This is a genomic window from Mesorhizobium sp. M7A.F.Ca.US.010.02.1.1, from assembly GCF_004023085.1.
Classification (GTDB): domain Bacteria; phylum Pseudomonadota; class Alphaproteobacteria; order Rhizobiales; family Rhizobiaceae; genus Mesorhizobium.
In genome coordinates this window covers 17,480-41,507 of sequence record NZ_RZRV01000014.1, presented here as the reverse complement: position 1 = coordinate 41,507, position 24,028 = coordinate 17,480, and the positions used below count along the sequence as shown (strand labels likewise).

26 protein-coding genes are annotated in these 24,028 nt (G+C 63.8%); 21 read left to right on the top strand and 5 right to left on the bottom strand.

Annotated elements, in window-relative coordinates:
• Positions 1-3 precede the first annotated feature (3 nt).
• The 5 genes from odhB (at position 4) to EOA19_RS16925 (ending at position 5,187) form a co-directional block, all read left to right on the top strand.
• Complete coding sequence (gene odhB / locus EOA19_RS16950) at positions 4-1,284, top strand: 2-oxoglutarate dehydrogenase complex dihydrolipoyllysine-residue succinyltransferase (RefSeq protein ID WP_023811280.1); 1,281 nt, start codon at positions 4-6, stop codon at positions 1,282-1,284.
• 58 nt (positions 1,285-1,342) lie between these two features.
• Positions 1,343-1,861, top strand: coding sequence for a hypothetical protein (locus EOA19_RS16945; RefSeq protein ID WP_023811279.1), 519 nt, complete (start codon positions 1,343-1,345; stop codon positions 1,859-1,861).
• A complete protein-coding gene (locus EOA19_RS16940) occupies positions 1,858-2,613 on the top strand; it encodes an SDR family oxidoreductase (RefSeq protein WP_127296321.1) in 756 nt (251 codons plus the stop codon). Before EOA19_RS16945 ends, EOA19_RS16940 begins: the two co-directional genes overlap by 4 nt.
• A 23-nt stretch (positions 2,614-2,636) precedes the next feature.
• On the top strand, positions 2,637-4,043 hold the full coding sequence (gene lpdA / locus EOA19_RS16935; protein WP_128304262.1) for a dihydrolipoyl dehydrogenase: 1,407 nt from the start codon (positions 2,637-2,639) through the stop codon (positions 4,041-4,043).
• Between the two features lie 670 nt (positions 4,044-4,713).
• On the top strand, positions 4,714-5,187 hold the full coding sequence (locus EOA19_RS16925) for a DUF2867 domain-containing protein (RefSeq protein ID WP_164892948.1): 474 nt from the start codon (positions 4,714-4,716) through the stop codon (positions 5,185-5,187).
• A gap of 2 nt (positions 5,188-5,189) precedes the next feature.
• Here the strand turns inward: EOA19_RS16925 and EOA19_RS16920 are convergent, their stop codons facing one another.
• Complete coding sequence (locus tag EOA19_RS16920) at positions 5,190-6,260, bottom strand: TraB/GumN family protein (protein ID WP_023811275.1); 1,071 nt, start codon at positions 6,258-6,260, stop codon at positions 5,190-5,192.
• 123 nt (positions 6,261-6,383) lie between these two features.
• Entirely contained in the window at positions 6,384-7,322 is a 939-nt protein-coding gene (locus tag EOA19_RS16915; protein WP_128304260.1) for a tyrosine recombinase XerC, read from the bottom strand.
• 399 nt (positions 7,323-7,721) lie between these two features.
• Between EOA19_RS16915 and rimM the strand changes: the two genes are divergently transcribed.
• Positions 7,722-8,321 carry a ribosome maturation factor RimM gene (gene rimM, locus EOA19_RS16910; protein ID WP_128304259.1) on the top strand — a complete coding sequence of 200 codons (600 nt, stop codon included), beginning with the start codon at positions 7,722-7,724 and terminating at the stop codon, positions 8,319-8,321.
• Complete coding sequence (gene trmD / locus EOA19_RS16905) at positions 8,318-9,022, top strand: tRNA (guanosine(37)-N1)-methyltransferase TrmD (protein ID WP_128304258.1); 705 nt, start codon at positions 8,318-8,320, stop codon at positions 9,020-9,022. The genes rimM and trmD overlap by 4 nt, the downstream gene beginning before the upstream one ends.
• On the opposite strand, the gene EOA19_RS16900 is transcribed toward trmD, so the two are convergent.
• Positions 9,004-9,756, bottom strand: a complete 753-nt coding sequence (locus EOA19_RS16900; protein ID WP_128304257.1) for a sulfite exporter TauE/SafE family protein — start codon at positions 9,754-9,756, stop codon at positions 9,004-9,006. The two genes, trmD and EOA19_RS16900, sit on opposite strands and share 19 nt — an antisense overlap.
• Before the next feature lie 328 nt (positions 9,757-10,084).
• Here EOA19_RS16900 and rplS point away from each other — a divergent pair, with 328 nt between their 5' ends.
• From rplS to leuC, 7 genes are all read left to right on the top strand, one after another.
• Positions 10,085-10,633: a 50S ribosomal protein L19 gene (rplS, locus tag EOA19_RS16890; RefSeq protein ID WP_023811269.1), complete on the top strand. Its 549-nt coding sequence runs from the start codon at positions 10,085-10,087 to the stop codon at positions 10,631-10,633.
• Positions 10,634-10,773: 140 nt separating this feature from the next.
• Positions 10,774-11,208, top strand: a complete 435-nt coding sequence (locus EOA19_RS16885; protein ID WP_023811268.1) for an organic hydroperoxide resistance protein — start codon at positions 10,774-10,776, stop codon at positions 11,206-11,208.
• On the top strand, positions 11,205-11,708 hold the full coding sequence (locus EOA19_RS16880; RefSeq protein ID WP_128304256.1) for a MarR family transcriptional regulator: 504 nt from the start codon (positions 11,205-11,207) through the stop codon (positions 11,706-11,708). Before EOA19_RS16885 ends, EOA19_RS16880 begins: the two co-directional genes overlap by 4 nt.
• A 176-nt stretch (positions 11,709-11,884) precedes the next feature.
• A complete protein-coding gene (locus tag EOA19_RS16875; protein ID WP_128304255.1) occupies positions 11,885-12,682 on the top strand; it encodes a transporter substrate-binding domain-containing protein in 798 nt (265 codons plus the stop codon).
• 210 nt (positions 12,683-12,892) lie between these two features.
• The gene (locus EOA19_RS16865) at positions 12,893-13,705 is read left to right on the top strand and encodes an amino acid ABC transporter permease (RefSeq protein WP_128304253.1); all 813 of its coding nucleotides are present in this window, start codon (positions 12,893-12,895) and stop codon (positions 13,703-13,705) included.
• A gap of 54 nt (positions 13,706-13,759) precedes the next feature.
• The gene (locus tag EOA19_RS16860; protein ID WP_128304252.1) at positions 13,760-14,395 is read left to right on the top strand and encodes a class I SAM-dependent methyltransferase; all 636 of its coding nucleotides are present in this window, start codon (positions 13,760-13,762) and stop codon (positions 14,393-14,395) included.
• 266 nt (positions 14,396-14,661) lie between these two features.
• A complete protein-coding gene (gene leuC / locus EOA19_RS16850) occupies positions 14,662-16,071 on the top strand; it encodes a 3-isopropylmalate dehydratase large subunit (protein WP_127267368.1) in 1,410 nt (469 codons plus the stop codon).
• 40 nt (positions 16,072-16,111) lie between these two features.
• Here the strand turns inward: leuC and EOA19_RS16845 are convergent, their stop codons facing one another.
• Entirely contained in the window at positions 16,112-16,552 is a 441-nt protein-coding gene (locus tag EOA19_RS16845) for a hypothetical protein (RefSeq protein WP_348629839.1), read from the bottom strand.
• 159 nt (positions 16,553-16,711) lie between these two features.
• Between EOA19_RS16845 and EOA19_RS16840 the strand changes: the two genes are divergently transcribed.
• Both EOA19_RS16840 and EOA19_RS16835 read left to right on the top strand, forming a co-directional pair.
• A complete protein-coding gene (locus EOA19_RS16840) occupies positions 16,712-17,908 on the top strand; it encodes a GGDEF domain-containing protein (protein WP_128304251.1) in 1,197 nt (398 codons plus the stop codon).
• A 75-nt stretch (positions 17,909-17,983) separates the two neighbouring features.
• Positions 17,984-19,201 carry a GGDEF domain-containing protein gene (locus tag EOA19_RS16835; RefSeq protein ID WP_128304250.1) on the top strand — a complete coding sequence of 406 codons (1,218 nt, stop codon included), beginning with the start codon at positions 17,984-17,986 and terminating at the stop codon, positions 19,199-19,201.
• A 62-nt stretch (positions 19,202-19,263) separates the two neighbouring features.
• Here the strand turns inward: EOA19_RS16835 and EOA19_RS16830 are convergent, their stop codons facing one another.
• On the bottom strand, positions 19,264-19,626 hold the full coding sequence (locus EOA19_RS16830) for a hypothetical protein (RefSeq protein ID WP_023811258.1): 363 nt from the start codon (positions 19,624-19,626) through the stop codon (positions 19,264-19,266).
• A 263-nt stretch (positions 19,627-19,889) separates the two neighbouring features.
• On the opposite strand from EOA19_RS16830, the gene EOA19_RS16825 reads away from it, so the two are divergent.
• From EOA19_RS16825 to EOA19_RS16805, 5 genes are all read left to right on the top strand, one after another.
• Positions 19,890-20,318: a hypothetical protein gene (locus tag EOA19_RS16825; protein ID WP_023811256.1), complete on the top strand. Its 429-nt coding sequence runs from the start codon at positions 19,890-19,892 to the stop codon at positions 20,316-20,318.
• A 260-nt stretch (positions 20,319-20,578) separates the two neighbouring features.
• A complete protein-coding gene (sdhC, locus tag EOA19_RS16820; protein ID WP_128304249.1) occupies positions 20,579-20,998 on the top strand; it encodes a succinate dehydrogenase, cytochrome b556 subunit in 420 nt (139 codons plus the stop codon).
• Between the two features lie 2 nt (positions 20,999-21,000).
• Entirely contained in the window at positions 21,001-21,396 is a 396-nt protein-coding gene (gene sdhD / locus EOA19_RS16815; protein WP_128304248.1) for a succinate dehydrogenase, hydrophobic membrane anchor protein, read from the top strand.
• A gap of 1 nt (position 21,397) precedes the next feature.
• Positions 21,398-23,233 carry a succinate dehydrogenase flavoprotein subunit gene (gene sdhA / locus EOA19_RS16810; protein ID WP_128304247.1) on the top strand — a complete coding sequence of 612 codons (1,836 nt, stop codon included), beginning with the start codon at positions 21,398-21,400 and terminating at the stop codon, positions 23,231-23,233.
• A gap of 9 nt (positions 23,234-23,242) precedes the next feature.
• On the top strand, positions 23,243-24,022 hold the full coding sequence (locus tag EOA19_RS16805; protein WP_128304246.1) for a succinate dehydrogenase iron-sulfur subunit: 780 nt from the start codon (positions 23,243-23,245) through the stop codon (positions 24,020-24,022).
• Positions 24,023-24,028: the final 6 nt, after the last annotated feature.

Here is a 24,028-nt window from a genome sequence, read left to right as displayed (position 1 = left end):
ACAATGGCTACCGAAATCCGCGTTCCCACTCTCGGCGAATCCGTCACTGAAGCGACCGTCGGCAAATGGTTCAAGAAGGTTGGCGATACAATCGCCGCCGATGAACCGCTGGTCGAGCTCGAGACCGACAAGGTGACGGTGGAGGTGCCTGCCGCCGCCGCCGGCACGCTGGGTGAGATCACCGTCAAGGAAGGTGAGACGGTCGGTGTCGGCGCGCTGCTCGGTTCGATTTCGGCAGGTGGCGCGGCCGCCGCTCCGGCTACCAAGCCGCAGGCGGTGTCGCAGGCCTCGTCGCCGGATGCCGCATCGACCGGCAAGCAGGCCGCGGCCGAGACCGCCAAGATTGCCGGCGACGCCGGCCCGGTCGAACCGCGCACCATGCCGCCGGCACCGGCCGCGGCCAAGCTGATCGCCGAAAGCAATCTCTCGGTCGACCAGATCTCCGGTTCGGGAAAGCGTGGCCAGGTGCTGAAAGGCGACGTGCTCGACGCCATCTCCAAAGGCGCGCCGTCACAGCCGGCAGAGACGCCCAAGGCGGCACCTGCACCGGTTGCCGTGCGCGCGCCATCCTCCGGCGACGACGCCTCGCGCGAGGAGCGCGTGCGCATGACCAAGCTGCGCCAGACCATCGCGCGCCGCCTCAAGGAAGCGCAGTCGACCGCCGCCATGCTGACCACCTTCAACGAGGTCGACATGTCTGCGGTGATGGCGCTGCGCACCAAATACAAAGACGTGTTCGAGAAGAAGCACGGCGTGAAGCTCGGCTTCATGGGCTTCTTCACCAAGGCCGTCACCCACGCGCTGAAGGAAATCCCTTCGGTCAATGCCGAGATCGACGGCACCGACATCATCTTCAAGAACTATGCCCATATCGGCGTCGCCGTCGGCACCGAAAAGGGCCTCGTCGTCCCGGTCGTGCGCAATGCCGACCAGATGTCGATCGCCGAGATCGAGAAGGACATCGGCCGGCTGGGCATCGCCGCCCGCGACGGCAAGCTGTCGGTCGCCGACATGCAAGGCGGGACGTTTACGATTTCCAACGGTGGCGTTTACGGGTCGCTGATGTCGACGCCTATCCTCAACGCGCCGCAGTCGGGCATTCTGGGCATGCACAAGATCCAGGAGCGGCCTGTCGTGGTCGGCGGCCAGATCGTGATCCGGCCGATGATGTACCTGGCACTCAGCTACGATCACCGCATCGTCGACGGTAAGGAAGCGGTGACCTTCCTGGTCCGCGTCAAGGAAAGCCTGGAGGATCCGGAACGGCTGGTACTCGATCTCTGAGGTCTGGTGCTGATCCGGCTGTTGGAATGCGTGCCGGAGGAAGGATCTGCGCGGCAGAATGACGACCCGTTCCCTTAGCCTTTCCAAGGTGCTTTCGATCGCATCGATCGCGGCCGGCATGGTGCTGGCCACCGCCGGCGCCCATGCAGCCTGTCCGATCGAGCTCGCCGTCTATGGCGACGCCCAGAGCGGCAGCGAAATCGATTTCACGCCGACCGGCACCTCGGCGACCGTCACCAACAGCTTCCGCATGATCCTCGACAACAATGTGGTGCTCAACGGTATCGTTATGTGGAACGAAGGCGTGTCGCGGCCGAACGGCGCGCTGATGTACAAATGCCCCGAAGGCGACGTCACCGGCGAGGAGCTTGCTGCCTGCACGCCCTGGCATGGCGTCATCTACACGTCGGATGACAAGGGCAACATCGGACTGCTGCCGGCCGAAGGGGTCGAAGCGCCGAAGACGCTGATCCTGCCGGACCTCGGGCCGGCGTTGCGCCAATCCTCGGCCTATGGCGGCAGCGGGTTTTCGAAAGTGCCGTGGGATGTGTTTGTCTTGAAGGGATGCCAGGAATGAGCGAGGCGAAAAAGGTGCTGCTGGTCACCGGCGGCAGCCGCGGCATTGGCGCCGCGGTCTGCCGGCTAGGATCGAAAGCCGGCTACCGCGTGGCGGTCAACTATGCCTCGAACCAGGCTGCCGCTGACGCAGTGGTCGCCGAGATCAAGGCCGGCGGCGGCGAGGCCTTAGCCGTCAAGGGCGATGTCGGCAGCGAGGCCGATATCGTGGCCATGTTCGAGGCCGTCGACCGCGCCTATGGCCGGCTCGACGCCTTCGTCAACAATGCCGGCATCGTCGACGTCAAGGCGCGTGTCGACGAGATGGACGTCGCGCGGCTGGAGCGCATGATGCGCATCAATGTCGTCGGCTCGTTCCTGTGTGCCCGCGAAGCGGTGAAGCGCATGTCGACCCGTCATGGGGGGGCGGGCGGATCGATCGTCAACATCTCGTCGGCGGCAGCGACATTGGGCTCGCCGGGCGAATTTGTCGACTATGCCGCCTCCAAGGGTGCCATCGACACGTTCACCGTCGGGCTCGCCCGTGAGGTCGCACTGGAAGGCATTCGCGTCAATGCGGTGCGGCCCGGCCTCATCGATACCGAGATCCATGCCTCCGGCGGGCAGCCGGACAGGATAGAGCGGTTCCGCGACCTGCTGCCGATGAAAAGAGCCGGCACGGCTGATGAAGTCGCGGGCGCGGTTCTCTATCTTCTATCCGACGCCGCGTCCTATACGACGGGCGCGATCCTGAATGTAAGCGGCGGCCGCTGAGCGCCAAGCAAAGGGAAACAAACATGGCTTATGACGTCTTTATCATCGGATCGGGACCGGGCGGCTATGTCTGCGCCATCAAGGCGGCGCAGCTCGGGCTCAGCGTTGCGGTGGTCGAGAAGAACGCGACCTTCGGCGGCACCTGCCTCAACATCGGCTGTATTCCGTCGAAGGCGCTGCTCCATGCCTCCGAGATGTTCGCCGAAGCCGGCCATTCCTTCGACGCGCTCGGTATCGAGATACCAGCGCCGAAATTGAACCTGACGAAGATGATGGCGCACAAGGATGCGACGGTGTCGTCGAACGTCAACGGCGTCGCCTTCCTGTTCAAGAAGAACAAGATCGACAGCTTTCGCGGCACCGGCAAGGTGGTCGCGGCCGGCAAGGTCTCGGTGACCGGCGAGGACGGCAAGGTCGAGGAGATCGAGACCAAGAACATCGTCATCGCCACCGGATCGGATGTCGCCGGCATTCCCGGCGTCAAGGTCGACATCGACGAGAAGGTGATCGTGTCGTCGACCGGCGCGCTGTCGCTGGAGAAGGTGCCCGGCCATCTGGTGGTGGTCGGCGGCGGTGTCATCGGGCTCGAGCTCGGCTCGGTGTGGGCGCGGCTCGGCGCCAAGGTCACCGTGGTCGAATTCCTCGACACCATCCTGGGCGGCATGGACGGCGAGGTCTCCAAGCAGTTCCAGCGGCTGCTATCCAAACAGGGTTTCGAGTTCAAGCTCGGCGCCAAGGTCACCGGCGTCGCCAAGGCCAAGAAGGGTGCCACGGTCACCTTCGAGCCGGTCAAGGGCGGCGCCGCCGAGACGATCGAGGCCGATGCCGTGCTGATCGCCACCGGGCGCCGGGCCTATGCCGACAGTCTCGGGCTGAAGGAAGTCGGCGTCGAGGTCGACGAGCGCGGCCGCGTCAAGACCGATGGCCATCTCAAGACCAATGTCCCGGGCATCTATGCCATCGGCGATGTCATCGCCGGGCCGATGCTGGCGCACAAGGCCGAGGACGAGGGCGTGGCGGTAGCGGAAGCCATTGCCGGCCAGGCCGGCCACGTGAACTATGACGTCATTCCGAGCGTCGTCTACACCAGCCCGGAAATCGCCTCGGTCGGCAAGACCGAGGAAGAGTTGAAGAAGGCCGGCATCGACTACAAGGTCGGAAAGTTCCCGTTCAGCGCCAATGGCCGGGCGCGCGCCATGCTGCACACCGACGGTTTTGTGAAGATCCTCGCCGACAAGCAAAGCGACCGCGTGCTCGGCGTGCATATCGTCGGCTTCGGCGCCGGCGAGATAATCCACGAGGCGGCGGTGCTGATGGAGTTCGGCGGCTCGTCGGAGGATCTCGCCCGCACCTGCCATGCGCATCCGACGATGTCGGAGGCGATCAAGGAGGCGGCGCTGGCCACGTTCTTCAAGCCCATCCACATCTAAAAGGCCAATGCTTCGTCATCCTCGGGTTAAGCCCGAGGATGACGAAGGCACGGTGACACCACTAACCAAAACGGCCCGCTTTCAGCGGGCCGTTCGTATTTGATATATCGAACCGATCAGTTGGCCGGTGCGGCAGGAGCCGGCGCTGGAGCCGGTGCGGGCGCTGGGGCCGGTTCTGCAGGGGCCGGAGCAGGTGCAGGTGCAGGTGCAGGTGCAGGTGCAGGTGCAGGTGCAGGTGCAGGTTCGGCTGGCTTCATCGGTTCTGCCGGTGCGGGCGCGGGGGCCGGTGTGCTGGCCGCCGGCGGCTCGGCTGGTGCCGGGTGCTCACCACTTCTTCCGAAAACATAATACGCGACAACCGCCAGAATAACGACGACCAGCGCAATCAGCCAGCCACTACCGCCGCCACCGCTCTGTTTGATGGTGGTGTTGGTGGTGTTGGGATTGAACGGATCGTTTGGATTCGGTGCGTTCGCCATAAAAGTGTCCTCCGTGGATGAAAAATATCAATCAACACCATTCAACGCGCAATCATTGAACTGGTTTCACGCTAGGGTTGGAAAACGCCAAAAACAAGGACAATCCTGCCTTTCCGCAGCCTGAACGGCGTCGTTTCGCCCCGCAGCGCGCCAAGTTTGCGTCTGTTAAGCTCGAATCAGAGGATTTTGCCGTGACAAATCCGTTAGCGCAGGTTGTCCCGAATCACTGCGATGCTCTCGCCGGAGCCCAGTTCGCCGACCGCTATGTGCTGGTCACTGAAGGTCTTTCTTTAACCGCACTCGGCGCGGCGGAACGCGCCTTGGGGCGAACACCGCCCTGGATCGGCAGGCTCATGGCGCTGCGCAACCTGGCCGTCAGGCCGTTCCGGCTGAAGACGGGCCTGGAAGCTGCGGTGTTGCCGTCGGGCCGGATCGGGATATTTCCGCTCATCAGCCAGTTTCCCGGCAAGGTTGTGCTTGGCCTGGACGACCGACATCTCGATTTCCGGGTCCTGGTCGAAGTCAGGGATCTCGGCATGGGCCGGCAGGAATTGGCCGCGACGACGATCGTCAAGACGCACAATTGGCTCGGGCGCGCCTATCTCGCGATCATCATGCCGTTCCACCGGATCGTCGTTCCGGCGATGCTGGCCCAGATCAGATAAGGTTACAGGCCTACAGGCGTGACGGTGTAACCGGCCTTGCGGAAATCCTCGACGAGGCCTTCGGGACCGGGAAGGTGGAGGGCGCCGACCGCCATGAAGACGTTGCCCCTGGCAAGGATCGGTTCGGCATGCTCGACCATCACCTTGTTGCGGCTGGTGATCATGGTTTCCTCGAACGCCGCATAGCCCGCGGGGTCGTCCGTGCCATCGGGCATGGCCACGCGAAACAGCGGCCAGAACATGCCGGTGTCGCCGCGCTGGTAGAGCACGATCATGGTTTCGTTGATGTCGTTGATCTTATCGCCGAGCTTCAGCGTGTCGACGAGACCCTTCATGTGAAACGCCAGCGGCAGCGAGGCCATGGCCCGCAGCTGGCTTTCAGCCGTCTCCAATCCTTCCACCGGCTTGCCGGAAGCCTTCGCACCTTGGGCCAGCCTGACATCGAGCACCGGGGCGCCGCCTGACTGGCGGGCCAGCTCGCAGGCCGGCAGTGCCATCATGGCCGAGAGCATCCACGGCTTCATCTTGGCAACCGTTGCCGGAGGAATGCCGCGTGCGTCGAGCGCGGCGTTCATGGCCGCCGCATCGTCGGGCGACAGCAGCGACGCCAGCGTCGTCGAATCAGTGAACATCATCAGGTCCGGCTCCTGGAGCATCGCGACCATCATCTTCTGCTTGTCGAGCACGTCGGTGGTTTCGATGACGATGGTGCCGGCGGCGTCATAGGCTTTCTGCGCATCGGGAGGCAGCGTGGTGACACGCGGGTCGGTCATATGCATGGTGCCGAACAGGAAGGACGGCTTCTCGCCGGGCTTTTCCAGCTTCCACAACAGGCCCTTGCCGTTCGGTGTCGCTGCGGCTTCCGCTTCGATCTTGCGGTAGGTCGCCGGATCGTTCTTCTGCAAGGCCGACAGCATGTCGGCGCCGGTGCAGGTCGGGATTCCGGCATGCGCCTTGCCGGCCGCGAACAGCAGCACGGCGAGGAACGACAGGAAGAACAGAACATTGAGTGCGACGAGCAGCTTCAGCGACACGGAAGCTGCACGGTCGGCGATGGCGATGACGCGTTTCATGGTTCTGTCTTCATGTTTGACCATGATCTTTTCCGAAAACCGGGTCCCACTTTTCGGGATCATGGTCAGTTCTAGAACCGAAAAGCGGCAAAACGGTTAATTGGTACTGCGAAATTGAAGGGTTCATGCCCGTGGATGGGCTGATTCGTAGATTTCGAGCAGCCTCGCGGTGTCGACGCCGGTGTAGATTTGCGTCGTCGACAGGCTGGCGTGGCCGAGCAGTTCCTGGATGGTGCGCAAGTCACCGCCGCGGCCGAGCAGATGCGTGGCGAAGGAATGGCGCAGCGCATGCGGCGTCGCGGTATCGGGCAGGTTGAGCGCCGAGCGCAGTTTGGCCATGTCGCGCTGGACGATGGCCGGGTTGAGCGGACCGCCACGGGCGCCGCGAAACAGCAGGCCCTTGGGGTCGAGATGATAGGGGCAGAGCCGGCGATATTCGGCGATTGCCCTGAGCGCCACCGGCAGCACCGGCACCAGTCGCGTCTTGCCGCCCTTGCCGGTGACGCGCAGCACGGTGTCGGTCGCCGACGCCAGGTCGGCGCCGGCCAAGCCGAGCGCCTCGGAAATGCGCAAGCCGGAGCCGTAGAGCAGTGTCAGCACAGCGGCGTTGCGGGCCGCGATCCAGGGTTCTTCCGCCAATTGGCCTTCGATGGAAACGATATGCTTGGCGTCGCTCGCCGTCAGCGGCTTGGGCAGCGATTTGGGCTGGCGCGGCGCCCGCAGGGCTGCCGCACCGGCCGCATTGGCGAGGCCGCGCCGCTCGAGGAAACGCAGCAGTGAGCGAATGCCCGCGAGACCCCGGCCCAGCGTGCGGGCACCGGCGCCGGCATTGCGCCGTGCAGCGAGGAAGCCGCGCAGATCGGCCGGGCGCAGATCGGCGATGTCCGAAATGCCGGGCGAGCCGCCGCAATGGCCGGTGAGGAAATGCAGGAACTGGCGCGTGTCGCGCTCATAGGCTTCCACCGTCTTAGGCGACAGCCGACGTTCTCGCGCGAGCATCTTCAGCCAGCTTTCGCGCGCCGCCTGGAGATCGGGTTTGGCCGGGATCAGGAATTCCTGCATGGCGGCATTTTCGGGTATTCGGGTTAGGAAGCGGTGAAGACCCTCATTGAAATGACCGCCGACAGGGGTTAGGAAACCATCGATTGGTGGCAGGTCGCAACCTTGGTGATTGGCTGAAATGCCCGCCCCCTTCGTCATCCTGGGGCGCAGCAGGAGCGAAGCGACGTCGCGGAGACCCCAGGATCCATGCCGTGACCTGCGAGCGTTGCTGCGGTACAGAAGTTACAAATATTCGCGGCGGACAATGCGACGTGTCCGCAGATGGAGATTTGGCAGGAACGAGACTCGTGACCCTTTCTGAACTGCCGTGCTTTTTGGTCGCTGTAACGGAATGGATCCTCGGGTCTGCGCAGTCGCTTCGCGCCTGCTCCGCCCGTGGATGACGAAGGTAGAAGCGCCATGAGCAAGCTCCAGAACCCTGTCCAGATGGCCGTGATCGGCGCCGCCCATGGCATCAAGGGCGAATTGCGGGTGAAGACCTTCACCGGTGAACCGCTGGCGCTGGCCGACTACGGCCCGCTCTACGCCCGTGACGGCCGCGCCTTCCAGATCATCGACATCAGGCCCGCCAACACCGTCGTCGTGGTCCGCTTCAAGGGCGTTGCCGACCGCAACGCGGCCGAGGCGCTGGCCGGCACGGAGCTGTTCGTCGACCGTTCGATGCTGCCGGACGACGGCGAGGAAGACGAGTTCTACCATGCCGACCTCGTCGGCCTCGAAGTCCGCGACGAGACGGGTGCCGCACTCGGCAAGATCGTCGCGGTGCACAATTTCGGCGGCGGCGACATTCTCGACGTGACGCTGGGCGGGCGCAAGGGCGTGCTGATCCCGTTCACACAGGCTGCCGTGCCACAAGTGTCGATCGCCGAGGGTTTCGTCCGCGTCGACCCGGCGGCGGCCGGACTTGTCGAGGACGAGGATGGCGACGGCCCGCGAGAGGAAGACTTCGATCCGAAGGGCAGGCCGCGCGGACCGAGCGATGCCGGGGGCAACCGGTGAGTTTTTCCGCTTCGGTGCTGACGCTTTACCCCGAGATGTTTCCCGGCGCGCTCGGCCTGTCGCTGGCCGGCCGGGCGCTCGAGGCCGGCACGTGGTCGCTGGAGGCGATCCAGATCCGTGACTTCGCCACCGACCGTCATCGCACCGTCGACGACACGCCAGCCGGCGGCGGCGCCGGCATGGTGATGCGCGCCGACGTGCTGGCGAAAGCCATCGACCACACTTCGCCGGAAGGCGACCTGCGGCCTCGGCTGCTGATGAGCCCGCGCGGCAAGCCGCTGACCCAGGTCCGCGTGCGCGAACTGGCCGCCGGGCCGGGCGCGGTCATCTTGTGCGGCCGCTTCGAAGGCATCGACCAGCGGGTGATCGACGCGCGGGGATTAGAGGAAGTCTCGATCGGCGACTACATCCTCTCGGGCGGCGAGCCGGCAGCGCTCGTTCTGCTCGATGCGGTGGTGCGGTTGTTGCCGGGCGTGATGGGTAACGCGGTGTCGGGCGAGGAAGAAAGCTTTGAGAACGACCTGCTCGAACATCCGCACTATACGCGGCCGCAGGAGTTTGAAGGGCGCGAGATTCCCGAGGTGCTGATCTCGGGCAATCACAAGAAGATCGCCGCATGGCGGCGGGCGCAGTCGGAAGCGCTGACGAAAGAGCGGCGTCCTGATTTGTTGGGCGCCGCCGCTCAGCCTTTCCAAAAGTAATAGAAAGCCAGAAACAGGCCGACGGCGACGACGAAGCCGCGCACCGCGTTTTGCGGCACGCGCTTGGCGATCCAGACGCCGGCATAGCCGCCGAGCGCGCCGCCCGGGATCATGATGATCGCCTGCGGCCAGGCGACGACGCCGCCCGAGACGAAGACGACGATCGCGACCGCGGCGATGACCATGGCCAGCATGTTCTTCAACGCATTCAGCCGGTGATAGTCGCCGGCTTGGGTGAGGCCGAGCGTCGCCAGCATCATCACGCCCATGCCGGCGCCGAAGAAGCCGCCATAGATGGCGGTGAGAAACTGCGCCAGGAAGCCGGCGAGCGAGCCCACCGCCGCTTCATGGCCGAGCTTCGGCACTGGTTTCAGCCAGGGGCCGGCGGCGAACAGGGCTGTCGCGGCCAAGAGCAGCCACGGCACCAGAGCGCGAAACGACGGATTGTCGAGCGCCAAAAGGATCAGAGCGCCGGCCAGTGCGCCCACGGCCGAGATCAGGCACAGCAGCAGTGCGCTGCGCCAGAAATGCCTGATATCGGCCGAGTAGGCGAGGGTCGAGGTGATGTAGCCTGGAAATTGCGTCACCGAGGAGGTGGCGTTGGCGACGATCGGCGGCAGGCCGACCAACGTCATGGCGCCGAAGGTGATGAAGGTGCCGCCACCGGCGACCGCATTGGCGGCGCCTGACAGAAAGCCCGCCAGAAAGAGCAGGATGGCATCGAAGACAGACATGAATTGCGGCCGCTCAAAACTGTGTTATTTCAGGCTTAGAAAGCCTGAACGACCGGCGCAACCCGGCACGGCAGGATTACGATGGTGCCATGCGAGCAGAAAATGCGCTGCCAAGGCGTGACAAAGCGGCGAAATAGCTGTATGTGCCCGCCCGTACCGGCCAGAAAGAATCTGCCGGACCCGTCAACAATGACGGTGTAGTCGCCCCTGCCTGATGTTTCAAAGACAAATGTCTTGGAGACAAAGGGCATAGCCAAGCGGTCAATGGAACTGCAAGGCGAGTGTCGGACGCTCTGACTGTCGGAAGAACAAGAAGTGGACTTTTGAGATGGATATTCTCCGTCAGCTCGAGGCCGAACAGGCCGCCAAGATCGAAGCCAAGCGCAAGCTTCCCGAATTCCAGCCCGGCGACACCGTGCGCGTCCAGGTCCGCGTGACCGAAGGCACCCGCACCCGCGTCCAGGCCTATGAGGGCGTCGTCATCGCCCGCGCAGGCGCCGGCTTCCAGGAGAACTTCACGGTTCGCAAGATTTCCTACGGCGAAGGCGTCGAGCGCGTGTTCCCGGTCTACTCGCCGATGGTTGAAGGCGTTGAAATCGTTCGCCGCGGCAAGGTGCGTCGCGCCAAGCTCTACTACCTGCGCGATCGTCGCGGCAAATCGGCCCGTATTTCGGAAAACACCGGCGTGCGCGCCCGCAAGCTGAACGACGAGGAGCGCGATGCTCTGAACGCCGAGAAGGCCCGCATCGAGGCCGAGAAGGTGGCAGCCGCCGAGGCCCTGGCCGTCGAGAAGGCCGCTCAGGACGCCGCCGAGAAGAAGGCCGCCGCCGAGGCAGCTGAAGCCGCAAAGGCAGCCGAAGCAGCCACCGCCGAATAAGTTTTTCGGCGAGCAAGTTTGAAAAGGCGGCTTCGGCCGCCTTTTTTCGTTTCCGGGGGCTGGCTGGCGGAAAAGTCGGCGGTTGACTCGATTTACATCGTGTACTAAACAATCGTGCACGAATTAAATGGAGAAATGAAATGCCTGCATTGTATTCTACCCAAGCCCGCGCCGTCGGCGGCCGCGCCGGCCATGTCCAGAGCGATGATGGCTTGCTCAGCCTCGATCTTGCCATGCCCAAGGAGCTTGGCGGCAAAGGTGGCGCCACCAATCCCGAACAGCTTTTCGCCGCCGGCTATGCCGCCTGCTTCGAAAGCGCCATGCGCTTCATCGCCGGCAAGCAGAAACTGCCGCTGCAGGATGCCTCGGTGACGGCAAATGTCAGCCTGCACAGCAATGCGCAGGGCGGATTTGTGCTCGGCGTTTCGCTGGCAGCGGAAACAAAAGGTCTTGATCAGGCGGCGGCGGAAGCGCTTGTATCGGCGGCGCACCAGGTTTGCCCCTATTCCAACGCCATCAAGGGCAACATCGAGGTGGCGCTTTCGGCTAAGGCGCTTCCGGCAAAGGCAGCATGAACACAAAACAGACGGACGATACCACGCAGGCCTCGGCGGATTTCGCCGGGGTGCCGAAACTCGACGAACAGATCTGCTTCGCCCTCTATTCGGCTAGCGGGCTGATGACACGGCTCTACCGGCCGTTGCTCGAACCGCTCGGCCTCACCTATCCGCAATATCTGGCGATGATGGCGCTGTGGGAGCGAGCGCCACGCACGGTGGGTGGGCTCGGCGAGGTGCTGGGTCTCGATTCGGCGACGCTGACACCCCTGCTCAAACGGCTGGAGGCGGGCGGCTTCATCACCCGCCGGCGCGACGCTGCCGATGAGCGCCGGGTGCTTCTGGAGCTGACAGCCAAGGGACAGTCGCTACGCGGGCCCGCCAAAGACGTTGCTGTCCAGATACTCTGCCAATTTCCCCGCCTCAGCGCGGTCGAACTGGATGGCCTGCACCGCATCCTGGCCAAGCTCATTGCTGGGCTGCGCGAGACGGACGCCAAGGCACCGGCGGCTGACTGACCGCCGGCCAAGGCACGGATCTCCCGGAATCTTCCGATCGAGAGCATTGGAATCCGATTTCGCCCCAGGCGACACGGCAGAGCGTCTTGCATGACGCTTGCGGAAAGCTAAAGTCGGCGCCGGATTTTCCTGCAAGCCCGGCCATGCCCGGGTCATCAATTCCCGGGGAGTGTGTCATGACCAAATCGAAACTGCTGCTGGCGGGCCTGCTTGCCCTCGTCCTGGCACCCGTTGCCGCCTTCGCGCAGGCGCTGCCCGACCTCGGCGGCAAGAAGGTGGTGGTTGTGACCGAAAACGCCTATCCGCCGCTGCAGTTCATCGATGCCAAGACCGGCAAACAGATCGGCTGGGAATATGACGCGATGAACGAGATCGCCAAGCGGCTCAATTTCACGGTCGAGTACCAGAACACTTCCTGGGACGCGATGATCCAGGCGGTTTCCGACAACCAGTACAACATTGGCATGACCGGCATCACCATCAAGGACGACCGCAAGGAGAAGGTCGATTTCTCCGACCCCTATATGCGCTCGGAACAGTTCATGCTGGTGCGCGGCGATGAGAGCCGCTTCACCGACGCCAAGACCTTCGGCGCCTTCAAGGACGGGCTGGTCGGCGCGCAGGCCGGCACCACGCCCTTCTACACCGCCGTCTACAGCGTGCTCGACGGCAATGAGCAGAACCCGCGCATCAAACTGTTCGAGACGTTCGGCGCGACCGTGCAGGCACTGAAATCAGGCGACGTCGATGTTGTTTTGACCGATGGCACCGCCGGCAAAGGCTATGTCGACGCCTCCGAGGGCAAATTGAAGCTGATCGGGGGGCCGCTCGGTACCGAGGATTTTGGGTTTATCTTTCCGAAGGGTTCGGACCTGGTGAAGCCGGTCAACGCGGCCATCGCGGCGCTGAAGGCCGACGGCACCCTCGATGCGCTCAACAAGAAATGGTTTCTTGATTACAAGATGGGGCAGTAGTTCGCTGAACCTCACGCAGACACGGCGCTTGAACACCCCCCTCTGCCCTGCCGGGCATCTCCCCCGCAAGGGGGGAGATCAACTGTCCGCCCTGCCTTCGCGTACCTCCAGCATTGAAGAAAAGGCGCGGGCATTGAAGCTGCCAATCTCCCTCCTTGCGGGGGAGATGGCCGGCAGGCCAGAGGGGGGTGCCTTGGCGCAATCCTTCTGATGCAGGTCCCTTGCTCTTCCTCCAAAGCCGACTTCCCCTGGTGGCTCGTCGTTGCCGTAACCCTCGCGATCGCGGTGGCCGTCTTCGTCGCCACCAGCAACCTCTATACCCAGGTGTTCGCCACGGTCGCCAAGGGCATCGGCGTCACCATCTTCGTCACCGTGATTGCCTTCGTGCTGGCTTCGGCCATGGGTCTCGGCATCGCGCTGATGGGAATGTCCGGCTCGCGCTGGCTGCGCCAGATCGCGCGCTTTTATGTCGAGATCATCCGCGGCGTGCCGATCCTGGTGCTGTTGTTCTGGATCGCCTTTGCCGGTGCACCGGCCTTCGTCGCGGCTTGGAACGCGCTGACCGCGCCGCTGCAAAGTGCGGGCCTGTTCGGCGAGCTTTTGGTGCGCGACGTGTCGCTGCTCTGGCGCGCCATCATGGCGCTGACCATCGGCTATTCGGCTTTCATCTCGGAGGTTTTCCGGGCCGGCATCCAGTCGGTGGAGAAGGGCCAGATCGAGGCGGCGAAGGCGCTTGGGCTGACCCGCGCTCAGCGCTTCCGGCTGATCGTGTTCCCACAGGCAATCCGCACCATCCTGCCGCCGCTCGGCAATGATTTCGTCGCGCTGGTCAAGGATTCCTCGCTGGTCTCGGTGCTCGGCGTTGCCGACATCACGCAGATGGGCAAGGTCTACGCCGCCGGCTCCTTTCGCTTCTTCGAGACCTATTCGCTAACGGCCTACATCTATCTCATCCTGACCGTCGGACTGTCGCTGGCGCTCAGGGCGCTGGAGCGGCGGCTGCGCCGTCAGCACGAGGAATAGTTTTTCGGCGAAGACAGCATTACGATCCCCGAGCATTCCCGTTGAGGAGGTCCCATGATCGTCGACAAAGCCAATGCGGCGCTGGATTCCGTCTACACGGCCGACACGCCGGAAGCGCTTGAAGAGGCCTATGCCGCATGGGCCGCGACCTATGACAGCGAGACCGCCTCGCTCGGCTACCTCCTGCCTTTCCTGATCACCGCCTGGGTGGCGCGCCATGTGCCGGCGGGCGATGGCCCCTTGCTCGATGCCGGCTGCGGCACCGGCCTGTCGGGACCGTCGCTGAAGGCGCTCGGTTACCGCGACATTGCGGGGCTCGACCTCTCGCACGATATGCTGAAGATCGCCGGCAGCCGCAATGCCTACAGCGAACTGAAGCAGGCAATGCTGGGCGACACGTTGCCATGGCCTGACGGCCACTTCCGCGCCTTCTTCTCGACCGGAGTGTTCACCATCAGCCATGCGCCGGCCTCTAGTCTGCACGAGTTGGTGCGCATCACTCGCAAGGGTGGCCATGCCATCTTCACCGTGCGTGACCAGGTGTTCGAAAGTGGCGGCTTTCAAGCCGTGTTCGATGAGCTGGAGCAAGCTGGGAAATGGCGACCGGTCGAGGAAAGCCCGTGGTTCCGCTGCTATGCGATCGCCGAGCCCGAAGCGCTGGTGAAGACGTTTGTGTTTGAAGTGATCTGAGCGGAGAGGTTTGGGTTCTGCGAAGACACGCCGCAATTGCCGAAAACCCAAAACATTGGTATGAGCCACGCCATGGAAGAGCTTTTTGGCGATCCGGCCTACAAGGGGTTCGTGCTGCAGGACAGGAAACGCCTGCCGTCGCGCTTTTCCGCGCGCGTGTCCGGGGCGCTGACCAGCCGACTACCCTAGGCCGACCTGTTCAGGTCGTTTTCGCCGGGCCGCAAGTCAGGCGTCTTTCCCATTCTCATATCGACGGATTTACGCACATGAGCGCACCGCGCACCCTCTACGACAAGATTTTCGACGACCATGTCGTCGACCGCCAGGACGACGGCACCTGCCTGCTCTACATCGACCGCCACCTGGTCCATGAAGTGACCAGCCCGCAGGCCTTCGAAGGCCTGCGGATGACCGGCCGTAAAGTCCGGCATCCGGAAAAGACGCTGGCCGTGGTCGATCACAATGTCTCGACCTCACCCGAGCGCAAGTTCGGCATCAAGAACGAGGAAAGCCGTATCCAGGTCGAGGCGCTGGCCAAGAACGCCAGGGATTTCGGCGTCGAATATTATTCCGAGAACGATATTCGCCAGGGCATCGTCCACATCATCGGTCCGGAGCAGGGCTTTACTCTGCCCGGCATGACCATCGTCTGCGGCGACAGCCACACCTCGACGCATGGCGCTTTCGGCGCGCTGGCGCATGGCATCGGCACGTCCGAGGTCGAGCATGTTCTGGCGACACAGACGCTGATCCAGCGCAAGGCCAAGAACATGCTGGTGCGCGTTGACGGCCAGCTGCCGGAGGGCGTCACCGCCAAGGACATCATCCTGGCCATCATCGGCGAGATCGGCACCGCCGGCGGCACCGGCTATGTCATCGAATATGCCGGCGAGGCGATCCGTGCGCTGTCGATGGAAGGCCGCATGACGATCTGCAACATGTCGATCGAAGGCGGTGCGCGCGCCGGCCTTATCGCCGCCGACGAGACGACCTTCGCCTATGTCAAGGACAAGCCGCGCGCGCCGAAGGGCGCGTCCTGGGATGCGGCGCTCGAATACTGGAAGACGCTGCAGTCCGACGAAGGCGCGCATTTCGACAAGGTGATCGTGCTCGACGCGGCCAAGCTGCCGCCGATCGTCTCCTGGGGCTCCTCGCCCGAGGATGTGGTGTCGGTGCAAGGCATCGTGCCGAACCCGGACGACATCGCCGATGAAAACAAGCGCACCTCCAAGCAGCGCGCGCTCGACTATATGGGGCTGACGCCGGGCACCAAGATCACCGACATCACGCTCGATCGCGTCTTCATCGGTTCCTGCACCAATGGCCGCATCGAGGATCTGCGCGCCGTCGCCAAGGTGGTCGAAGGCAAGACGGTCAGCCCGCATGTCGATGCGATGATCGTGCCGGGCTCCGGCCTGGTCAAGGAACAGGCGGAAGCCGAAGGGCTCGACAAGATCTTTGTCGCCGCCGGCTTCGACTGGCGCGAGCCGGGCTGTTCGATGTGCCTTGCGATGAATGACGACCGGCTGAAGCCGCATGAACGCTGCGCCTCGACCTCGAACCGCAATTTCGAGGGCCGGCAGGGCTTCAAGGGCCGCACCCATCTGGTGTCGCCGGCGATGGCGGCCGCGGCGGCGATCGCCGGCCACTTCGTCGACATCCGCGAGTGGAAGTAACCCTAGAGCGGTTCAGCGTTTCACGGAAACGTTGACCGCTCTATCTCTCTGTTTTGACGCAATTCCCCAGGGAAAGCGCTATGCGCTTTTCCCGGGAAAACCGCCTCACACTTTTCCTGGAATTGCTCTGCCGTGAACAGAACCCGAGCCGCGCCCGGCTCGGGTCAGTTCGTTCCGTCGCGGCGAACGAGTTCGTGGACTCCTCGCGGCGTCCCGGCTGTTCGGCCGCGACCACAAGCGCAAGCTGTTGTTCCTCGAAGAGCTTGAACCATTCGTCCCATTCGACGAGCTCATAACCTCCCGCATTGAGCGGCCGTTCAGGCTGGTCCTGATCCTGATAGGCGTGCTGGCCGAAGACCAGCCTCAACATGGGCTGCGTCCCCGCCTCCGGCGATATGTCGACGATTGCGGGAAAGCCGGCGCGCCCGGCAGCCCATGAGCGGATCGCATCGTGGTCGGTCAGTGTGATCGTGTCGGCCATGGGTCGCTCCAGATTGTGAACGGAGGAACGCTGACTGGGGACTGCGGTTCCCTGACATTATTTTGAGGCGGCGGTCCTGCTTGCCGCATGGCTTAACCGCTTGTTTGGGCTTGCCCTCTAAGCTCTTCCCTGACGTAAGCCAGGGGAAGTCACAGTCGGTTGGACACGGGTCTGCTCATTGCGCTGCTCAACCCGACGATCGCGCTGGCGCTCGGCGCGGCGTTCCTTGTGCTATGGTCCTATCAGCGCCACCGCCCCTATCTGGCCGTTCTGGCGATCAGCTACAGTCTCTCGGCGGCTGGCTTCCTGCTCCAGTATTTCACCTTGCCCATCGGGATGCCGCTGACCAAGCTTACGTCGAACATCTGCTTCACCATCGCTGCCTGCTGCCTGTCCAGCGCCATCATCCACCGTTATGGCCGCAAGGTGCCCTCTGTGGGAATCGCCGTGTTGGCGGGCGGCGGCCTGGCGTCGTTATGCTGGTTCCTGTTCGTCGCGCCGGATCTCACCTGGCGCATCCTGGCGATGAATTTCGCATTCGGCGGCATCAGCCTTCTGGTTGCCGCCGAACTGCGCCCGGTACGCAACAACGGCCCGACCGAAAAAATCCTGTTCGTGCTGTCGCTGCTGTCGGGCGTCAATTTCTTCGTGCGCACCCTTGCCGTCGTCATCGCGCATGGGCCCTTCGCCAGCTATGACGGGTTCTATGGCTCGTCCTACTGGACGACGGCGCTGCTGTCGCACGCGCTGCTCTCGCTGCTCATCGCGCTGTGCCTGTTTTCCGCCGCGGCACTCGACGTGTTGAAGGCATTGAAGACCGAGACCTATACCGACCCCCTGTCGGGCCTGCTCAACCGGCGTGGCTTCGCGGAGCGAGGCATGCGGCTCTTGCAGCACTGCGCCTCGGCCCGGTTCCCGGTCGCGCTGGTGCTGGCCGACCTCGATCACTTCAAGGCGCTCAACGATGTGCATGGGCATGGGGCGGGCGATCGGGTGATCGCCGACTTCGCCGCCAAGCTTCGGTCGGCGGCCGGCGCGCGCGGTGTTGCCGGGCGTATCGGCGGCGAGGAATTCGCGGTGCTGCTGCCCCTCAGCGATCTTGCGGCGGCGCGGCTGTTCGCCGAAGCGGTGCGCACCGTCTATTCGGCCGGCCATGTCGACGGGCTTCCCCAGGGAACGAAGGTGACGGCAAGCTTCGGCGTGGCGGCCCGCAGCGGTGGCGAGGCGCTGGAGCCGCTGATGCGCCGTGCCGACGATGCGCTCTACAAAGCCAAGAAGAACGGCCGCGACAGTGTACGCCTGTCCTATGAGCGGCCGGAAACGGCGTTCCTGCCGGAGCCGCTCAAGACCGGCTGAATCTGTCCGGCCGGGACGGCGTTAACGTCTTCTTCGCCCGTCGATGATTAGCTGTCGGCGCGGGTGCGGGAGAACATGAGCGGCGCCAACTTCATCCTGTTGATCAATCTGTCGGTTGCCGGCCTGCTGGCGGCATCCTTCATGGCGGTCGCCTTCCACGATGTCGGCCGGGCGCCGGCGCGCTGGCTGGCATTTGGCTATCTGCTGGGCATGGCCTATTCGGCCATCGAATTCTCCATTCCCGCTTTTGCCGACGCGCGGCTCCCGGTCGTTGCCGCCTTCGCGGTCTTCCTTGGCGCCACCATTGCGTTCAATGGCGGGCTTGCCCGCAAATACGGCGTGGCGCCGCCCTGGAAGCCGATGCTGTTTTTCCTGTTGGCCACCACCATAGCCGTGTATTTCGTGCAGGACCTGCCTCGCCAGTCGCTCATCCGCATCATGGCTTACCAGCTTCCCTATGCGGTCATGCAGTTCGTCGGGCTGGCCATCGTCTGGTCATCGAGGCAAAAGCTTGACCGTCTCGATCGCATATTGATGGCCGTGCTGGCGGCGAGCGGCCTGCAGTTTGCCTCCAAGCCGTTCATCGCGCATGCGCTCGGCGGCTGGGGCGCCAATCCGCAGGCCTATCTGCAAAGCAACTACGCGCTGGTGTCGCAATCGCTCGGCACTGTCTTTGCGCTGGCGCTGGCGCTGCTGATGCTGGCCATCCTGGTTCGCGACGTGCTTGCCGAAGTGACGTCGAAGTCGGAGACGGACACGCTTTCGCGCCTGCTCAACCGCGGCGGCTTCACCCGCCATGCCGAGTTGGCGGTGCTTGGCGCGATGCGGCAAGGCGTGCCGGTCGCGCTGGTCATCGCCGACCTCGATCATTTCAAGAGCGTCAACGACAGTTTCGGCCATGCGTCAGGCGACCGGGTGATCGAGATTTTTGCAGGCTTCCTGCGCGAAGCCGCCGCCGCGCATCACGTTGCCGGCCGCATCGGCGGCGAGGAGTTCGCCATCATCCTGCCGGGAACCAACCTTGCCGCGGCGCGGCTGTTCGCCGAGGGCACGCGCAGCGCCTTTGGCGGGCTGCCCATCGACGGGCTGCCGGCTGACAACCGCTGCACCGCGAGCTTCGGCGTCGCCGAACTTCATCCGAACGAAGACTTTGCCGATCTGATGCGGCGCGCCGACCAGGCGCTCTATCAGGCGAAGAATGCCGGGCGCGATTGCGTGCGCGTCTCCGCCGGGCCTGCCGGCAATTGGTCGTCAGCCGGAATGGAAGCCAGAGCAATTTCAGGAAAAGTGTGAAACGGTTTTCCCGGGAAAAGCGCATGGCGCTTTCCCTTGGGAATTGCGTCCAGACAAAGAGTCTAGCGGCAGGGGCTGAGCTCGGGCATCTCGCCGTCGGAGAGACCGTACATATAGGAGCGGCCCTTCACCAGCACCGGCGGCCGGTAGCAATCGCTGTATCCGCTGATTTCGTCGGCTTCGTTCTCGTAGATCACCTTGGGCTGGCCGGCGCTGGTGTAGTCGGAAAGCTGCTTGGCCAGCCTGCCTTCGCCGACGATGATGCGCTTGTAGCCAGCGGCGCTGTCGACGACGAGGTTGCCGAAGGAATCGGCGTAGACGCGATCCTGATGCCGCGCGCCTGCAAGCGCTGGCGCTGCAAGGCCGACGGCCGACGCCGTCACGATGAGCGCCGCAAGGCGCGATCTGCCCGAATTCGAACGCATGGCGTCCTCCGTGTCTTGAGGGAAAGCCTCCTCGAATCAGAAATTAACGTTTTCTTAACCTTTGTTAAGAGGCCGGCGCGTTTGGCGGCAATGTCTCGGTAAACATGGTTAATATCCGTTAATATCCGACTGGATGGAAAACCTGGTGGCCATCATTCGGCCATGCTCGGCCGCACCATCGCGGCTGGTGTCCGTCTCGGCGTCGGGATGACCTTGATCTTGGCAAAGCATCGCGGCTGGTTTGCCGCGCGGGAGGACAGCATATGGCGCTACGCCGGCCGAATTGGGTGTCCGTTTTCCCGTTGCTCGGGATCGCCGCTGGCTGTGTGCCGCAGGACAGCGCGCCGAAGGCGGCCAATACCGTGGTCGTCTCACCTGCACCGGCTCAGCAGTCCGTCGCAGCCGCGGCGCCTCCGGCAGCTGCAACCAAGATCATCACCGACCTTACCGCGCCTCGGTCCGGCATAGGCGCGGCCACCTACAGATGCGGCAACAACGGTATGATTTCTATCCAAAATCTCGGTACATCGTTGCGTGTGGTCGGGTCCGACGGCGCGACCGAGGAGTTTGCGGCGTCGCCCGCCAACCAGAGCAGCCGCTACCAGGCGGTCACGCATGACGCAATCGTGATCGACGGACGCGAGGCGTTGGTGATGAAGAAGGGGTCGACGCCGCAGACCTGCAAACGCTGACGCCAATCTCAACACCGCTGGGCCCTTGGGTCAGACATGTTGCACTGCAGCGATATCGAGCCGGCTTCGGGCCTCCCGGCCTAATCGATTGAAGCCCAAGCCGGCCTTTTAGTCAGACTAAATTACGTTTTCGAAACGGTTTTCTGGCTTTGACGCGGTGCAAAAAGAGCATTAGAAACCGGCTGTCCGAAGTCGCAACCGGAAGCGGCAATGCCGCATTTCCACCTGAGGCTCCAGAGAGACGCCGAACTGGGGGAGCCATGAGCAAATCACCAGCCACCCGCGAATTTGTCAGACGTGAACGGCCGATTTCGCCGCACCTCACCGTGTACCGGCCGCCGATCACCATGACGATGTCGATCATTCACCGCATCACCGGTGGCGCGCTGTATTTCGGCACGCTGCTGGTCGCCCTGTGGCTGATGGCGGCGGCAAGCTCGCAGGCGACGTTCGATTGGGCCAATTGGGCCTTCGGCACCTGGCTCGGCCGGCTCATCCTGTTCGGCTACACTTGGGCGCTGATGCACCATATGCTGGGTGGCGTGCGCCATCTGGTCTGGGACACCGGCGCGGGTCTGGAGAAGCATACCGCCTCGAAGATCGCCTGGGCGACGCTGGCCGGCTCGATCCTGCTCACCCTGCTGATCTGGATCGCCGGCACTATGGCGCGGGGAGCCTGACCATGAGCGGCAAAAACACCGACATGCGCACGCCGCTGGCGAGGGTCCGCGGCCTCGGCTCCGCCCGTGAGGGCACCGGGCATTTCTGGCGCCAACGCCTCACCGCGATCGCCAACATCCCGCTGATCCTGTTCTTCGTCGGCTTCCTGATCGCGCTCAACGGCGCCGACTACGCACATGTGCGGGCAGCTCTTGCCAACCCGTTCGTGGCGCTAGTGATGGCCCTGGTGCTCATTTCCGGGCTTACCCATATGCGGCTCGGCATGCAGGCGATCATCGAGGATTACGTGCATGGCGAAGGCATGAAGCTGGCGCTGATCGCGCTCAATACATTTTTCACCATAGCGGTCGGCGTCGCCTCGATCTTCGCCCTGCTCAAGCTGGCATTCGGAGGCTGAGTTGGCCAAGGACGCGAAACAAGCCAACACGGCAGGCTATACCTTTGTCGACCACAAGTTCGACGTGGTGGTCGTTGGCGCCGGCGGCGCCGGCCTGCGCGCCACGCTCGGCATGGCCGAACAGGGGCTGCGCACCGCCTGCATCAGCAAGGTGTTCCCGACCCGCTCGCACACGGTGGCGGCGCAAGGGGGCATTGCCGCCTCGCTGTCCAACATGGGTCCCGATTCCTGGCAGTGGCACATGTACGACACCGTCAAGGGCTCGGACTGGCTGGGCGATGTCGACGCCATGGAATATCTGGTGCGCGAAGCGCCGGCCGCGGTCTACGAGCTCGAACATTACGGCGTGCCGTTTTCGCGCACCGAAGAGGGCAAGATCTACCAGCGGCCGTTCGGCGGCCACATGATGAACTATGGCGACGGCCCGCCGGTGCAGCGCACCTGTGCCGCCGCCGACCGCACCGGCCACGCCATCCTGCACACGCTCTACGGCCAGTCGCTGAAGAACAACGCGCAGTTCTTCATCGAGTATTTCGCGCTCGACCTGATCATGGAGCCGGACGGCACCTGCACCGGCGTCGTCGCCTGGAACCTCGATGACGGCACCATCCACCGTTTCTCCGCCAAGATGGTGGTGCTGGCGACCGGCGGCTATGGCCGCACCTATTTCTCGGCCACCTCGGCGCACACCTGCACCGGCGACGGCGGCGGCATGGCCGCGCGGGCAGGGTTCCCCCTTCAAGACATGGAGTTCGTGCAGTTCCACCCGACCGGCATCTATGGCGCCGGCTGCCTGATCACCGAGGGCGCACGCGGCGAGGGCGGCTATCTCGTCAACTCCGAGGGCGAGCGCTTCATGGAGCGCTACGCGCCGTCGGCCAAGGACCTTGCCTCGCGCGACGTCGTCTCGCGCTGCATGACGCTGGAAATCCGCGAGGGTCGCGGCGTCGGCAAGAACAAGGACCACATCTTCCTGCATCTCGACCATCTCGATCCCGCCGTCCTGCATGAGCGGCTGCCGGGCATTTCGGAATCGGCCAAGATCTTTGCCGGCGTCGACCTGACCAAGGAGCCGATCCCGGTGCTGCCCACGGTCCACTACAATATGGGCGGCGTGCCGACCAATTACTGGGGCGAGGTGCTCAATCCGACGGCGCTCAATCCAGACCAGGTGTCGCCCGGATTGATGGCTGTCGGCGAAGCCGGCTGTGCCTCCGTGCATGGCGCCAATCGGCTCGGTTCGAATTCGCTGATCGATCTTGTGGTGTTCGGCCGCGCGGCCGCGATCCGCGCCGGCCAGGTCATCGACCGCAAGTCGGCGATCCCTTCGCCCAACGAAGCCTCGGTCGAAAAGATCATGGACCGCTTCGACCGGCTGCGCCACGCCAATGGCTCGACGCCGACGGCGGTGCTGCGTGAAAAGATGCAGAAGGCGATGCAGGAAGACGCGGCCGTATTCCGCACGCAGGAGTCCCTCGAAAGCGGCTGCAAGCGGGTTTCGCAGATCTGGGGCGAGTTGAAGGACATCAAAGTGTCCGACCGCTCGATGATCTGGAACTCCGATCTGGTCGAGACGCTGGAGCTGGAAAATCTGATGGCCAATGCCATCACCACGGTCTACAGCGCCGAGGCGCGCAAGGAGAGCCGTGGCGCGCACGCACGCGAGGACTTTTCGGCGCGCGACGACGCGGTCTGGCGCAAGCATACGCTGGCCAGGCTGAGCGAAGACGGCAAGGTGGCCCTCTCCTACCGGCCGGTGCACACCGAACCGCAGCTGGCTGAAAAGGACGGCGGCATCAGCCTCGCCAAGATCGCGCCCAAGGCCAGAGTGTATTGAGGATCGAACATGGTTGAACTCAAGCTCCCGAAGAATTCGCAGATCAAGCCGGGCAAGACCTGGCCCAAGCCCGAGGGCGCCACCAATCTGCGGGAGTACCGCATCTACCGCTGGTCGCCGGACGATGACGAGAACCCGCGCATCGACACCTATTTCGTCGACATGGACGATTGCGGGCCGATGGTGCTCGACGCGCTGCTGTGGATCAAGAACAAGATCGACCCGACACTGACCTTGCGGCGTTCCTGCCGCGAAGGCATTTGCGGCTCCTGCGCCATGAACATCGACGGTTCCAACACGCTCGCCTGCACCAAGGGCTGCGACGACATTTCCGGCGCGGTAAAAGTCTACCCGCTGCCGCATATGCAGGTGGTCAAAGACCTGGTGCCCGATCTCACCAACTTCTACGCCCAGCACGCCTCGATCCAGCCCTGGCTGAAGACGGTATCGCCGGAGCCGGCCAAGGAGTGGCTGCAAAGCCATGAGGACCGCGAGAAGCTCGACGGGCTCTACGAGTGCATTTTGTGCGCCTGCTGCTCGACCTCGTGCCCGAGCTATTGGTGGAACGGCGACCGCTATCTCGGCCCGGCAACGCTTCTGCAGGCCTATCGCTGGCTGATCGATAGCCGCGACGAGGCCACCGGTGAGCGGCTCGACAACCTCGAAGACCCGTTCCGGCTCTATCGCTGCCACACCATCATGAACTGCGCGCAGACCTGCCCGAAAGGCCTCAACCCGGCCAAGGCGATCGCCGAGATCAAGAAGATGATGGTGGAGAGAAGGGTTTAGGCCCTG

Excerpts from the sequence above, each read along its gene's own strand:
- EOA19_RS16940 (WP_127296321.1), top strand. The coding sequence starts at position 1,858 with ATGAGCGAGGCGAAAAAGGTGCTGCTGGTCACCGGCGGCAGCCGCGGC.
- rimM (WP_128304259.1), top strand. The coding sequence starts at position 7,722 with ATGAGCAAGCTCCAGAACCCTGTCCAGATGGCCGTGATCGGCGCCGCC.
- EOA19_RS16860 (WP_128304252.1), top strand. The coding sequence starts at position 13,760 with ATGATCGTCGACAAAGCCAATGCGGCGCTGGATTCCGTCTACACGGCC.
- sdhD (WP_128304248.1), top strand. The coding sequence starts at position 21,001 with ATGAGCGGCAAAAACACCGACATGCGCACGCCGCTGGCGAGGGTCCGC.
- EOA19_RS16825 (WP_023811256.1), top strand. The coding sequence starts at position 19,890 with ATGGCGCTACGCCGGCCGAATTGGGTGTCCGTTTTCCCGTTGCTCGGG.
- EOA19_RS16830 (WP_023811258.1), bottom strand. The coding sequence starts at position 19,626 with ATGCGTTCGAATTCGGGCAGATCGCGCCTTGCGGCGCTCATCGTGACG.
- EOA19_RS16845 (WP_348629839.1), bottom strand. The coding sequence starts at position 16,552 with ATGGCCGACACGATCACACTGACCGACCACGATGCGATCCGCTCATGG.
- odhB (WP_023811280.1), top strand. The coding sequence starts at position 4 with ATGGCTACCGAAATCCGCGTTCCCACTCTCGGCGAATCCGTCACTGAA.
- leuC (WP_127267368.1), top strand. The coding sequence starts at position 14,662 with ATGAGCGCACCGCGCACCCTCTACGACAAGATTTTCGACGACCATGTC.
- EOA19_RS16875 (WP_128304255.1), top strand. The coding sequence starts at position 11,885 with ATGACCAAATCGAAACTGCTGCTGGCGGGCCTGCTTGCCCTCGTCCTG.
- EOA19_RS16835 (WP_128304250.1), top strand. The coding sequence starts at position 17,984 with ATGAGCGGCGCCAACTTCATCCTGTTGATCAATCTGTCGGTTGCCGGC.
- EOA19_RS16880 (WP_128304256.1), top strand. The coding sequence starts at position 11,205 with ATGAACACAAAACAGACGGACGATACCACGCAGGCCTCGGCGGATTTC.
- lpdA (WP_128304262.1), top strand. The coding sequence starts at position 2,637 with ATGGCTTATGACGTCTTTATCATCGGATCGGGACCGGGCGGCTATGTC.
- EOA19_RS16915 (WP_128304260.1), bottom strand. The coding sequence starts at position 7,322 with ATGCAGGAATTCCTGATCCCGGCCAAACCCGATCTCCAGGCGGCGCGC.
- sdhC (WP_128304249.1), top strand. The coding sequence starts at position 20,579 with ATGAGCAAATCACCAGCCACCCGCGAATTTGTCAGACGTGAACGGCCG.
- EOA19_RS16945 (WP_023811279.1), top strand. The coding sequence starts at position 1,343 with ATGACGACCCGTTCCCTTAGCCTTTCCAAGGTGCTTTCGATCGCATCG.
- EOA19_RS16920 (WP_023811275.1), bottom strand. The coding sequence starts at position 6,260 with ATGAAACGCGTCATCGCCATCGCCGACCGTGCAGCTTCCGTGTCGCTG.
- EOA19_RS16865 (WP_128304253.1), top strand. The coding sequence starts at position 12,893 with ATGCAGGTCCCTTGCTCTTCCTCCAAAGCCGACTTCCCCTGGTGGCTC.
- EOA19_RS16900 (WP_128304257.1), bottom strand. The coding sequence starts at position 9,756 with ATGTCTGTCTTCGATGCCATCCTGCTCTTTCTGGCGGGCTTTCTGTCA.
- rplS (WP_023811269.1), top strand. The coding sequence starts at position 10,085 with ATGGATATTCTCCGTCAGCTCGAGGCCGAACAGGCCGCCAAGATCGAA.
- EOA19_RS16805 (WP_128304246.1), top strand. The coding sequence starts at position 23,243 with ATGGTTGAACTCAAGCTCCCGAAGAATTCGCAGATCAAGCCGGGCAAG.
- EOA19_RS16885 (WP_023811268.1), top strand. The coding sequence starts at position 10,774 with ATGCCTGCATTGTATTCTACCCAAGCCCGCGCCGTCGGCGGCCGCGCC.